General features: G+C 45.2%; 12 protein-coding genes. 9 read left to right on the top strand and 3 right to left on the bottom strand.

Translation table 11 applies throughout. The features are described 5' to 3' along the window. Window positions 1-923: 923 nt before the first annotated feature. Window positions 924-2,168, top strand: a complete 1,245-nt coding sequence (locus ABXS70_RS12325; protein ID WP_342555967.1) for a saccharopine dehydrogenase family protein — start codon at window positions 924-926, stop codon at window positions 2,166-2,168. Window position 2,169: 1 nt separating this feature from the next. After that, window positions 2,170-3,297 (top strand): carboxynorspermidine decarboxylase, encoded by a 1,128-nt coding sequence (nspC, locus tag ABXS70_RS12320; RefSeq protein WP_366296631.1) that lies wholly within the window; start codon window positions 2,170-2,172, stop codon window positions 3,295-3,297. Window positions 3,298-3,391: 94 nt separating this feature from the next. Here nspC and ABXS70_RS12315 read toward each other — a convergent pair whose 3' ends face one another. Beyond that, a complete protein-coding gene (locus tag ABXS70_RS12315) occupies window positions 3,392-4,174 on the bottom strand; it encodes an SDR family NAD(P)-dependent oxidoreductase (protein ID WP_366296073.1) in 783 nt (260 codons plus the stop codon). A 112-nt stretch (window positions 4,175-4,286) separates the two neighbouring features. Between ABXS70_RS12315 and ABXS70_RS12310 the strand changes: the two genes are divergently transcribed. Both ABXS70_RS12310 and ABXS70_RS12305 read left to right on the top strand, forming a co-directional pair. Continuing rightward, window positions 4,287-4,643, top strand: a complete 357-nt coding sequence (locus ABXS70_RS12310) for a MerR family transcriptional regulator (protein ID WP_366296071.1) — start codon at window positions 4,287-4,289, stop codon at window positions 4,641-4,643. Window positions 4,644-4,785: 142 nt separating this feature from the next. Further along, on the top strand, window positions 4,786-5,658 hold the full coding sequence (locus ABXS70_RS12305; protein ID WP_342555971.1) for a YitT family protein: 873 nt from the start codon (window positions 4,786-4,788) through the stop codon (window positions 5,656-5,658). Between the two features lie 98 nt (window positions 5,659-5,756). Here ABXS70_RS12305 and ABXS70_RS12300 read toward each other — a convergent pair whose 3' ends face one another. Next, complete coding sequence (locus ABXS70_RS12300) at window positions 5,757-6,428, bottom strand: cyclase family protein (RefSeq protein WP_366296070.1); 672 nt, start codon at window positions 6,426-6,428, stop codon at window positions 5,757-5,759. A 177-nt stretch (window positions 6,429-6,605) separates the two neighbouring features. Here ABXS70_RS12300 and ABXS70_RS12295 point away from each other — a divergent pair, with 177 nt between their 5' ends. Together ABXS70_RS12295 and ABXS70_RS12290 are read left to right on the top strand one after the other, a co-directional pair. Then, entirely contained in the window at window positions 6,606-6,797 is a 192-nt protein-coding gene (locus ABXS70_RS12295) for a hypothetical protein (RefSeq protein ID WP_342555973.1), read from the top strand. Between the two features lie 202 nt (window positions 6,798-6,999). After that, window positions 7,000-8,133 carry a serine hydrolase domain-containing protein gene (locus ABXS70_RS12290; protein WP_366296068.1) on the top strand — a complete coding sequence of 378 codons (1,134 nt, stop codon included), beginning with the start codon at window positions 7,000-7,002 and terminating at the stop codon, window positions 8,131-8,133. Between the two features lie 247 nt (window positions 8,134-8,380). Here the strand turns inward: ABXS70_RS12290 and ABXS70_RS12285 are convergent, their stop codons facing one another. Next, window positions 8,381-9,415 (bottom strand): DMT family transporter, encoded by a 1,035-nt coding sequence (locus ABXS70_RS12285; protein ID WP_366296066.1) that lies wholly within the window; start codon window positions 9,413-9,415, stop codon window positions 8,381-8,383. A gap of 267 nt (window positions 9,416-9,682) precedes the next feature. On the opposite strand from ABXS70_RS12285, the gene ABXS70_RS12280 reads away from it, so the two are divergent. Genes ABXS70_RS12280 through rbsD form a run of 3 tightly spaced genes read left to right on the top strand, consistent with a single transcriptional unit; the run spans window position 9,683 to window position 11,990 of the window. Beyond that, window positions 9,683-10,672, top strand: coding sequence for a LacI family DNA-binding transcriptional regulator (locus ABXS70_RS12280; protein WP_366296064.1), 990 nt, complete (start codon window positions 9,683-9,685; stop codon window positions 10,670-10,672). Beyond that, window positions 10,665-11,543 carry a ribokinase gene (gene rbsK / locus ABXS70_RS12275; protein WP_342555977.1) on the top strand — a complete coding sequence of 293 codons (879 nt, stop codon included), beginning with the start codon at window positions 10,665-10,667 and terminating at the stop codon, window positions 11,541-11,543. The genes ABXS70_RS12280 and rbsK overlap by 8 nt, the downstream gene beginning before the upstream one ends. A 45-nt stretch (window positions 11,544-11,588) precedes the next feature. Continuing rightward, a complete protein-coding gene (gene rbsD, locus ABXS70_RS12270) occupies window positions 11,589-11,990 on the top strand; it encodes a D-ribose pyranase (protein ID WP_342555978.1) in 402 nt (133 codons plus the stop codon). Window positions 11,991-12,002 lie beyond the last annotated feature (12 nt).

The following is a 12,002-nucleotide window of genomic DNA, read 5'->3' as shown; positions in this document are numbered from 1 at the left end:
AAGAAGATAACCGAGAGTGAAAAAATAACCTTTTCCCAAAAAGATAATACGAATGGAAAAAGGCATCGATTAAATCTATACACAATGTCTCGGGCACCGATCATATAAGGCTAATTGAAATTACGGAGCAATTCACAAAGTGCACAATCTCAAGATTGTACTTAACCAAATTCGAAAGCATAATTATGCAGGAATAGTATGGATATGATGAGGGGCGCTGCGTTGGGGTACAGCTTTTAATTTTTAGAAGGAGGCAGGATAAATGCTGCTTAAGGAAGGAGAAGATATATCGTTTGGATAGATCGTAGGGGTGTCTTCATTCCAGATTAAAATAAAGTTGAAAAATAAATTTTGAAATATCCCTTGATTTTTCGGGAAACGTCTGATAGTGTAATACCTGTGATTTTGGAAAGTTGATTTATCAATATGAATTAGAGCTTTCCAGCAGATAATTTTTGACCACTTCTACCGAGGAGTTAAGGCCATACGGACAGCCGGGTCAAATGCCGATTGGCAACTTCTGTTGCCTTATTGATTGAGTTCAAAGCTCAAATTTTATAAGTTGGTTACTTTACAACCAGTGCATCTGCACATCAACTTGTGAAACGGTCAATAAGAGTGGTAAAGGCGAATTATTTGCTATATAGACTCTGATCCAATATTGATATACATGAAGAAGCTTTCCGCCGAAGGGGTTCTTTTGGACTTTTTTGGTCATGGAGTCTTCACGTCTTTTTTATGATGTATATCGACAAGCAAGTGTGATGGTGTGCGCAAACGCGACATTTTTCACCTTGCTTTTTTTATTGTATCAGGAGCGGGTGGACGCTGCATAATGAAACAGTATAACTGCGAACGTCTCGGAATTTTACGAAAAAAACTAAAACAAAAAAACCTAATTACGGGGATAGGAGAATGAGAAAATGGGAAAAGCACTAATCATCGGCGCCGGCGGCGTGGCTTCTGTAGCGGTACACAAATGCGTTCAAAACAGCGAGGTTTTTGAAGAAATTTGTATCGCAAGCCGCACAAAATCCAAATGCGATGAACTGAAAGCAAAATTGGATGGCGGCAAAACAAAAATTACAACTGCACAAGTCGACGCGGACAATGTGGAAGAACTGATCGCATTGATCAACGAGTTCCAACCGGATATCGTAATGAACTTGGCGCTGCCTTATCAGGATCTGACAATCATGGATGCGTGCCTTGCAACGAAAACAAACTACATGGACACAGCGAACTATGAGCCGGAAGATACGGCGAAATTCGAATACAGCTGGCAGTGGGATTACAAAGAACGCTTCGAAAAAGCAGGTATTACGGCACTGCTGGGCAGCGGTTTTGACCCGGGCGTAACTGGCGTATTCTCTGCATACGCATTGAAGCACTATTTTGACGAAATCGAATATATCGATATCCTCGACTGCAATGGCGGCGACCATGGTTACCCATTTGCTACCAACTTCAACCCTGAGATCAACATTCGCGAAGTTTCTGCAAACGGCAGATACTGGGAGAACGGTGAATGGATCGAAACGAAACCGATGGAAATCAAACGTGTGTACGACTTCAAAGAAGTTGGCGAGAAAGATATGTACCTGCTGTACCACGAAGAGCTGGAGTCCCTGGCGAAAAACATCCCTGGCTTGAAACGTATCCGTTTCTTCATGACATTTGGTCAAAGCTACCTGACTCACCTGAAAGCTCTGGAAAACGTGGGCATGACTTCGATCGAGCCTATTGAGTTCGAAGGAAAACAAATCATTCCTCTGCAGTTCCTGAAAGCAGTTCTGCCTGATCCGGCGTCCCTTGGACCTCGTACTGTAGGTAAAACAAATATCGGCTGTATCTTCAAAGGTAAAAAAGATGGTCAAGACAAAACATATTATGTATATAACATCTGTGACCACCAAGAGTGCTATAAAGAAGTAGGTTCCCAAGCAATTTCTTACACAACGGGTGTTCCGGCAATGATCGGTGCAGCTATGGTGATGACAGGCAAATGGAACAAACCAGGCGTATACAATGTAGAAGAGTTCAACCCGGATCCGTTCATGGAAGAACTGAACAAATGGGGACTTCCTTGGGTAGAAGATTTCAACCCGGTTCTCGTGGATGAACTGCCAGAAGAGTCCAAAGCTAAAGAATCGGAACTTGTTCGCTAATATGCAGTTCGAACAGCTGCCTACGCCTTGTTTTGTTGTTGACGAAGCTTTGATTGAGAAAAACTTGAAAATCCTGAACGGTGTAATGCAGCGTACAGGTGCCAAAATTGTACTTGCTCAGAAGGCGTTCTCCATGACGGCGATGTATCCGCTTATTGGAGAATACCTGAATGGTGCGACGGCGAGTGGTTTGTATGAAGCTCGTCTCGGACATGAAGAGATGGGTAAAGAAAATCATGTGTTTGCTCCGGCTTTTCGCGAGGAAGAGATAGATGAGATCGTTTCGATCTGTGATCACATCATTTTCAACTCCTTTTCGCAGCTGGCCAAATTCAAAGATAAAGCACTGCAGGCCGGCTGTAAGGTTGGCTTGCGGGTAAATCCGGAATGCTCTACGCAGGAAGGACACGAGATCTATGATCCGTGTTCTCCAGGTTCGCGCTTTGGCGCCAAGCAGGAAGACTTCCGTGCAGAGCTGCTTGAAGGTGTGTCAGGACTTCACTTCCATACATTGTGCCAGCAAAACTCGGACGATCTGGAAACGACGCTGAACGCCGTTGTAGAGAAGTTCGGACAGTGGCTGCCGCAGATGGAATGGATCAACTTTGGCGGGGGGCATCACATTACCCGCGAAGATTACGACATTCCAAAACTGGAAGCATGCATTAAACGGATGCAGAACGATTACAATTTGGAAGTATATCTGGAACCGGGAGAAGCGGTTGCTCTCAATGCAGGGTATCTGGTGACTTCCGTTCTGGACTTCCACAAAAACGGTATGGATATTGCCATTTTGGATACCTCCGCGACATGCCACATGCCGGATGTGCTGGAGATGCCTTATCGTCCGCCACTGATCGGATCAGGAGAAGCGGGTGAAAAACCACATCTGTATCGTCTGGGCGGCCAAACGTGTCTGTCTGGTGACGTGATTGGTGATTACTCATTCGATGAACCTTTAAAAGAGGGTGACCGCCTTGTATTTGAAGACATGGCAATCTACTCCATGGTGAAAACAAATACGTTCAACGGCATGCCTCTGCCTGCCATTGCGGTTAAACGCAAAGACGGCGATTGCGAAATTGTTCGTGAATTCGGATATCAGGATTTCAAAATGCGTCTGGCTTAATATTTTATTATATTGTAGATACAAGTAAAAAAGAGCTGTCCCTTCTCACAATTCATGTGATCGGGGACAGCTTTTTTTGCCATACAGCTCCTATTTATTCTGGAGAATCCACTGGCTTGGAGGCCGCTCTTGCGGCATAGGGAAAGATCGGGTCTTTCAGTTCAAATTCATACGTCAGCCCATTTACAATCCCTACGACATTCTCGCTGTCGTATAGATCAAGTAAAAATCCGGCCATCTGGTCGGCAGTATGAAATTTGGCCACTCGGCCTTCATATTGGAACTGATCCAGATCAAAGGCACGTTCAGCGAACTCGGTCTCCGTGGCCGCTGGTGCGAGTACTTTGGCCTGCATTGGAGCGTTTTTGCTCCGGAGTTCCTGTGCCAGCCCTTCGGTAAAGGCGCTGACATAAAACTTGGTGGCACAGTACGTCACCGCGTCAGGGACGATGGTGTAGCCGCCTCCTGATGAGATGTTGATGATCTGTGTACCCGGAGTATTCGCATAATCCCGAACATAGAGAGTGGAGAGAATCGTAAGTGCTTCAATATTAAGATGCAGCATCTGTTCAATCTTGGACAGGTGCTGTTCACCGACTGAAGCAAAATTGCCAAAGCCTGCGTTGTTGATCCACGTTTCAATGGAGTAACCTTTCAAACCTTCATAGAACGCATGTACATCTGCGGTAATGGACAGATCTACTGTGCGAATAACAACATCGAGTGTCGGATTAAGTTCAGCGATTTTATTTTTCAGCTGTTCCAATGCTTCTGTTCTGCGGGCGGCGAGAACCAGATGTTTGCCTCTGGCTGCAAAGGCCAAAGCGGCTTCGTACCCTATTCCTGAGCTAGCCCCTGTGATGACGGTATATTTCATGTGAATTCCTCCCGGATCAGTTCTATTCTTATTGTGGGGTGACCACGAATTGATTATACTGATTAGAGTTTACTCTAAGTCAAGTGCTTGGATGAAGGAGGTGAAGACCATAATGCATACCATCGGAGAAGTGGCCCAGATGCTGGGTATCAGTGCGCATACACTTCGTTATTACGAAAAGGAACAGATCATCATACCCCTGCGAGACTCCAGCGGTGACAGACGTTATAATGAGTCACACCTGAAATGGCTGCAGTTTGTTATCAAATTAAAGGAAACCCAAATGCCGATTGCAGTGATCAAACAGTATGCTTCCTTGTTTCAGGAGGGTGAGCATACGGCTGCAGAACGACTTAAGCTGCTGGAAGATCATAAACAATCCGTTGAACACCAGATGAACACCCTTCATGCCGCAAGCGAGATGCTTGAACTTAAAATTAAGGCATATCGGTCATTAATCGGGAGATAATGGTATGAAGTCGACATGATGAACAGCATATAATGACAGTTATATATCACATTCTATTGCCAAATGTGCGATTTTTGTTATAGACTATTTTTTATGTTTGTTAAAATTTATGCTGTTCATCGTTCATCAAGGGGGAAATGGAATGCATCAACCAAAAGTGCACAAGTCAAACCAGCTTAAAATCCTCTCCAAAGTGCTGCTGATCATTATTGGAGGATTCATCACGGCATATGGCCTGGAGGCCATATTGATTCCAAACAAGGTATCGGACGGAGGGGTAACCGGACTCAGCATCGTAGGTTCGAATCTGTTCGGACTGCCGCTGGGCTTACTGATCGGATTGTTAAACATCCCGTTTGTATGGCTTGGTTACAAGCAGATTGGTAAAAGTTTTGCGTTATACTCCGTAATAGGCATTGCCTCACTTGCTATTAGTGCAAGTCTAATGCATCATGTGCCAACGATTATTGAAGGAGATACCCTGCTGGTTACGGTAGTGGGTGGTATCATTATCGGTTTTGGTATGGGTCTTGCACTGCGTAACGGCGGAGCATTGGACGGAATTGATATGCTTGCTGTGCTGTTATCACGTAAGCTGCCTTTCGGAACGAGTGACTTAATCCTTTTTCTGAACATGTTTGTATTTATCGTTGTTTCGACTGTATTTGGCCTGCAGGGAGCTATTTTGTCCGGACTCGCCTATTTCATTGCTTCTAAAGTGATACATATTGTCGAAGAAGGTCTCAGCGGTTCCAAAACGTTTAAAATTATTACCACACAGCCGGAAGTTATGGTGGAGACCATTCGTGACAGACTTGGACGTGGAGCAACGTATACGGATGCGTATGGCGGTTATTCCAACGAGCAGTTCAAGGAAATTACTTGTGTCATCAACCGGATGGAAGAAAGTAAAATCAAGGATATCATTAACGAGATTGATCCTGCAGCCTTTGTTGTTGTCTACGACGTAGCCGAAGTGAAGGGCGGAAATTTCAAGAAGAAGGACATTCACTAAGAACAAGCGTTGATAAGAGCAGCCCTCTTGTCAGCGCTTTTTCTTATCTCTTTTTCGCAAACAAAATCAATCAACCCGCTATTTTAATCAGCCAGCAATTAATCTTCCGTAAAAACAGTAGCAAAACTGCTGTCAACACCTTCAATATACAATGGTATCGCGTATACCTTGTGAATATTAGACAAATCCTGATTCAGATTCAGGTCTTCAATGACCATAATGTACCTGCCGTCCACGCGGCCTTTGCCAAGAATCGTTTGATGAAAAGCCACGGCTTCCTCTGGATGATTCGCTGCACCAGCGGAAATCATATCGATACCAATGGCACGCAGGGAGTCAAAAATCAACAGGTACTGTGCTGCCGAGGCGGATAAACCCGGGTTATAGTTAGCGTATCTTTCAGGATCAGATGAGCGAATGCTGCCAAATCCCGTGCGAATCAGCAGCAGGTCAGCTCCAGCGATCTGATGTTCATAAGGTACGAGATCCGCTTTGGTGATTAACTCATCATCACGTTTAGGGATATCAATAATGACAGGGTGTGTAAAAATAAACTCGTCAATCGGAATCTCACTGATCTTCCTGCCTTTAGGGTTAAAGTGCCAGGGAGCATCGATATGCGTTCCATTATGATTAAGACTGGAAATAATAAACTGGTTATAAGGGTCACCTTGATCAATACTTGACTGCTGCTCGATGACAACTGGAGGATTGTCTTTGTAGACCGGAGTGTGAACACCGAGGGGATAAGACAAAAGAAGTCGCTTCATATTCGAATTGCTCCTTTTCTATGAAATAACGTAATTGATCTTCATTTTATTGAGATAACCGCAGCATGGGTTTAAGTGGTTTACGTGCTGCATCTCCTTTTCATGCATAAGCGCTGCTTCCTTAAGGAAAACTTGTGTAGTGTGAAGAATATAGGATTTTGTATAAAGGAGGTTAGTATGATGACGAAACAGGACCCACAGGAGCTTTTGAAGCAGAAGCACGAACAGGACGAGCACAAAAGACAATTCACGAATTTCTCCCGCAATGTATCCGGCCACGGTGAGATGGAAGCAGGACAGGAATTCAGTGAAGATCGCGTGCCAGACGACCAGAACCGAATGAAATCGGTTGAGAATAAGAGAGCGTGATTCAACCTCAAGCCTTTCTCTCATCCTGCTGCGGCAGGATACAAGCTGATCCGAACAGGGATCGGCTTTTTTTGATTTTTCATCGAACTGGTCAATGCGTTTAAAAGGTCGTATAGTAGTATATGTGAAATGGAAGAAATTAATTGCGCGAACTGGTCTTAAGATCAACAACAAAACGATGCGCATAAAAGGATGGGGAAATATGGACTTTAAACCGGTTGCTTCATTAATTGATCGTCTAACCTCTTGGAAAATTCCATGGGCAGAAGTGCTCGTTATGCATCAAAACGAAATCGTTTTCCAATACCGTAACGGATATGAAAACCTGGAAGAGAAAACGCCGATTCGGGATGGGGCGATCATGAATCTGTACTCCATGACCAAGATTATGACCTGTGCTGCTGCACTGCAGTTGGTTGAAAAGGGAGATATCCTGCTGCTTGATCCCTTGTCTCAGTATTTGCCGGAGTATGGGGATATGCAGGTGAGAAAAACACTTCCGAATGGAGAGGTGTACTACGAGAAAGCGACAAGACCGATTACAGTAAGAGATCTCTTTACGATGACGGCTGGTTTTTCATACAATGTGAACGCTCCCAGTATCAAGGAGGCAGTAGAATGCACGAATGGTGCGCTGCCAACACGGGAATTTGCAAAAGCATTCGCGAAAGAACCGTTGATGTTTGAACCAGGTACACACTGGAATTACAGCATGTGTCATGATGTGCTGGGCGCTCTCATCGAAGTGGTGAGCGGGAAGCGGTTCGGTACATACCTTCAGGATGAGATTATTAAACCGCTCGGTATGCACGATACGGCCTTTGATCTGAATGAAGAACAGCAGTCGCGTTTGATCCCGCAGTACATTTTTGACGAAGAACAAAATAAAGCGGTACGGATGGATGGCAATGGTTTCCGTGTGGGTACAGAACTGGATAGCGGCGGTGCAGGTTTGCTCTCTACCGTAAATGATTATGCCAAGTTCTTGAACGCACTGACCGGACTTGGAACAAGTCCAGAGGGGGTACGTATTCTATCGCCAGCTTCTGTAAACCTAATGAGAACGGATCACCTTAATGACATGACAAGACCGGACTTTTCATGGGACCATATGTATGGTTATGGATATGGTCTGGGGGTGCGTACACATATCTCGAAGGCGGGCAGCGGATCATTGAGTCCACTTGGCGAATTTGGCTGGAGCGGTGCGGCTGGCTGCATGGCGATCATGGACCCGGATTCCGGTCTAACGGTAATGTATGCGCAGCATCTGCTGAACAGTCAGGAGCATTATGTGCAGCGTCGTCTTCGTAATGCGGTCTATTCTTGTTTGTAAGCTGGTGTGATAACGATTAGCTGATTCTCAAACCCTGCTGTGTAAGAACAGTAGGGTTTATTTGTTTTTTGAACAGGCGAAGTTGTGGCTTGGAAAACCTTCTTCGGAATATTACAATAAATCCGTTGGCGGATATGAGATGGTATATGAACTCGGTAGCAGATGATAAGATAAGGTGAAAGGTAGCAAAGGATCTTACTCTAATTTGATATGATCTTGTCATCATGACAGCAAGAAAAGCCGCTAATTAGCGGCTTTTTGTCATTCGAAAAGCGTTTACCTGGTTCACCAAATAAATGCCCATCGACACCAGCAGCAGCGCAGCCAGATTTTTCAATTCCCAGATTGTCTCACCAAGGAACAGTGCGGATAATAATGCACCGAAGATCGGGATCAAAAAATTATATACCGATACCTTACCCACTTTGTTGTATTTCAGCAGCACATTCCACAAGCAGAAGGCGGCGGATGACAGCAGGGCGAGGTAGACCAGATTCATCGTTGATTCCCAAGTGAAATGAGTTACCCTGCCGCCGAATGACAGACCCAGCAGCGTGAGGGCAAGTCCGCCAACCAGTAAGCTCACACCTGTAATCATCATAACATCAATGGATGCAGTTAAGCGTTTAGCATAAATGGCTGTTATGGAGAAAACGAGTGCTGCGATGATGATAAAGCCTTCACCTGTAAAAGAGAAGGAAAACGTGAGCAGGTCTGCATGAAAGTTTACAATAATAACACCGATGAATCCGAGCACACAGCCGATGATTTTGTTACGGCTCAGCTTGTCATTTTTATAAATGAAATGAGCCAGCACCACGCTGAAAAACGTCGTTGTTGCATTCATGATCGAACCTTTAACACCCGTTGTGTTCGCAACGCCGACATAAAAAAACATATATTGCAGGCCTGTCTGCAGAACACCAAGTACACCTAAACTGGCCCATTCACGTCCACGCAGCTTCAGCTTGCGTCTGAAACCGACACGGTATAGAAGCAGCAGCAGTATGCCGGCCAAGCTGAAGCGATAACCTGCAAAAACGTATTTTGAAGCAATATCTTCAGGCAAAATATGAAAAGCAGCATAGCCAAGTTTGATTGAGGGATAGGCACTTCCCCACAACAGGCAGCATAGACCCGCAACGAGCATGACGATGAATGGATCACTAAATCTGCTGCGATGTTCCTGTGCGTCATGATTTTTGTTTCCTTTTGCTATTGTGTCACTTTCTGTATATTCTGCATTCGTTGAACTTTTGGATTTTGTTTCTCTTTGAATCACGCTTAATCTTCTCCTCGCTTGTTGTGCACATCTTTATGTATAATTATTGTCATGTCATATAGACCATATCATAAATCCGAGAGTTTGTGTTGGAAGAAAAAAAGGTTGAATCAGGTATCCGCCGTTATGTCTGCAAATGAGAGAGAGACTAAAGAGCATTGGGAAAAAAAACGTGTGGTTTATATTTCCAGCAAGCGATGACTTGCCAAACCGAAAAGAATGTGATAATTTATGTGTGTAACCGGTTACACATAAGGAGAACTTTTCATGACAACCATTAAAGACGTAGCGAATCTGGCGGGTGTATCGGTAGCCACAGTATCCAGAGTGATTAATGACAGGGGTTATGTTCATGCGGATACACGCAAGAAAGTGGAAGAAGCAGTGAAAGCACTTCACTTTTCGCCAAATGAAGTGGCTCGCTCACTATACACACGCAAGTCAAAATTGATTGGGTTACTGCTTCCAGACATCGCGAATCCTTATTTTCCGCAGCTTGCAAGAGGTGTGGAGGATCGCATGCAGGAACAGGATTACAGATTAATATTTGGAAACAGCGATGAGGATGAACGGAAGGAGCAGGATTACATCCAGACGTTTATCCAGAATAACGTGGTGGGTGTGATCTCTTCCACCAATTATCCTCACTCTTCAATATATGAAAAACTAAAGATTCCTGTCGTATTTCTAGATCGAACTTCATTGGATCGACCTTCGGTCTATGCCGATGGCAGAGAAGGCGGAAGACTCGCTGCCAAGGAAATGATTGAGCGCGGCAGCAGGCGTATTACTGTGATGCAGGGACCTTCCCATATTCGGCCAGCTCAAGATCGTTTTGAAGGCGCAGTTGAAGTCATCCGTGAAGCGGGGCTCGGTTATGAGGTCATTCAAACGACCTCTTTCTCATTCAATGAGGCGGGGGTATGGGCAGAAGAGCTGTTCAGTAAATATCCGGACACGGATGGCGTTATTGCCAGTAATGACATAGCCGCGATGGCGGTACTGCATGAAGCCTATCGAATCGGAAAGAGTGTCCCGCATGATGTGCAGGTTATCGGGTTTGACGATATTCCGATGAGCGGGTTATTGTCACCGGCCTTATCTACGATTCGTCAGCCAGCATATGAGATGGGCAGAGAAGCAGCAGGATTACTTATTCAATTAGTAGAGCAAAATAACATGGAGAACAAAAACATACAGCTTCCCGTGTCGTTCATTGAACGGGGAACAACGAGAAAGGTGAGAAAAGATGGCTAACATATGTGTAATTGGCAGCAGTTCAATGGATTTGGTCGTGACATCCTCCAGAAGACCAGGCGCGGGTGAAACCGTGCTTGGCGAGAGCTTCAAAACCGTACCCGGCGGGAAAGGTGCTAACCAAGCCGTTGCAGCAGCTCGTTTGGGAGCTGAAGTTATCATGATCGGCCGCGTTGGCGATGATGCATTCGGTACAGAAATTTTAGAGAATTTTAAAGCTAATCGTGTAAATACGGATAATGTGAAACCGGTTACACATTCAGAAAGCGGCACTGCTCATATCATCCTGGCCGAAGGAGATAATAGCATTATTGTTGTTGAAGCAGCCAATCGCGAAGTGACCCCTGCTTACGTGGATCAAGCAGCCGAAGCGATCCGTAACGCGGACATTGTACTCATCCAGCAGGAAATCCCGGAGGAAACGGTGCTTCATGTTAGCCGGTTGTGTGCGGAATACAAAACACCATTACTGTTGAACCCCGCTCCGGCCCGTGAAGTACCGCAAGAAGTAATTGATAACGCAGCCTATATTACGCCGAATGAACATGAGGCCGAAATTTTATTTCGAGATATGAAGCCTGCAGAAGCACTCCGTCAGCATCCGAACAAGCTGTTTATCACAGAAGGCAGCAGAGGGGTTCGATATTTTGATGGTCATGAAGAAGTGCTTGTGCCAACCTACAAAGTCGAAGCTGTAGATACAACCGGAGCAGGTGATACGTTTAATGCAGCATTTGCAGTCGCTCTGGCTGAAGGCAAATCGATTCAGGACAGTGTACGTTTTGCCAATCGGGCAGCGTCTCTATCCGTAACCAAGTTTGGTGCTCAGGGCGGTATGCCAACTCGGGACGAAGTAGAGGAGACTCTATAAACCAACTAAAGAGAAGTCTGCAAATGAAATAAAGGGGAACTTGATATGAAAAGAAACGGCATCTTGAACAGTCACATTTCTAAAATCTTGTCTGACCTGGGTCACACCGATCAGATTGCCATTGCGGATGCGGGCCTGCCCGTTCCGGATGGTGTACTCAAGATTGACCTTGCACTTAAGTATGGTACACCGAGCTTCCGCGAAGTGCTGGACGTCATTGCGGACGACATGGTGATTGAGAAGGTCATCATAGCCAGTGAGATTCAAGAAGGCAATCCCCAGACACTCACCTACCTGAAAGAGAAGTTTGGGACAGAAGTTATCGATGACAGCGTGAATCATGAACAATTCAAAGCCTTAACCCGGCAGGTAAAGGCGGTTATACGCACTGGCGAGGCTGCGCCGTATGCCAATTGCATTTTACAATCGGGGGTTTATTTTGGTTAAAGGGAGGCTGCA

Origin of the sequence: Paenibacillus sp. AN1007, assembly GCF_040702995.1 — a bacterium.
Lineage (GTDB): Bacteria > Bacillota > Bacilli > Paenibacillales > Paenibacillaceae > Paenibacillus.
Note: the sequence above shows the minus strand (reverse complement) of the source record. Positions and strands in the feature narration are given on the sequence as shown.

Bases quoted from the DNA above. Each gene is read 5' to 3' on its own strand.
- ABXS70_RS12325 (WP_342555967.1), top strand. From the start codon at position 924: ATGGGAAAAGCACTAATCATCGGCGCCGGCGGCGTGGCTTCTGTAGCG.
- nspC (WP_366296631.1), top strand. From the start codon at position 2,170: ATGCAGTTCGAACAGCTGCCTACGCCTTGTTTTGTTGTTGACGAAGCT.
- ABXS70_RS12315 (WP_366296073.1), bottom strand. From the start codon at position 4,174: ATGAAATATACCGTCATCACAGGGGCTAGCTCAGGAATAGGGTACGAA.
- ABXS70_RS12310 (WP_366296071.1), top strand. From the start codon at position 4,287: ATGCATACCATCGGAGAAGTGGCCCAGATGCTGGGTATCAGTGCGCAT.
- ABXS70_RS12305 (WP_342555971.1), top strand. From the start codon at position 4,786: ATGCATCAACCAAAAGTGCACAAGTCAAACCAGCTTAAAATCCTCTCC.
- ABXS70_RS12300 (WP_366296070.1), bottom strand. From the start codon at position 6,428: ATGAAGCGACTTCTTTTGTCTTATCCCCTCGGTGTTCACACTCCGGTC.
- ABXS70_RS12295 (WP_342555973.1), top strand. From the start codon at position 6,606: ATGATGACGAAACAGGACCCACAGGAGCTTTTGAAGCAGAAGCACGAA.
- ABXS70_RS12290 (WP_366296068.1), top strand. From the start codon at position 7,000: ATGGACTTTAAACCGGTTGCTTCATTAATTGATCGTCTAACCTCTTGG.
- ABXS70_RS12280 (WP_366296064.1), top strand. From the start codon at position 9,683: ATGACAACCATTAAAGACGTAGCGAATCTGGCGGGTGTATCGGTAGCC.
- rbsK (WP_342555977.1), top strand. From the start codon at position 10,665: ATGGCTAACATATGTGTAATTGGCAGCAGTTCAATGGATTTGGTCGTG.
- rbsD (WP_342555978.1), top strand. From the start codon at position 11,589: ATGAAAAGAAACGGCATCTTGAACAGTCACATTTCTAAAATCTTGTCT.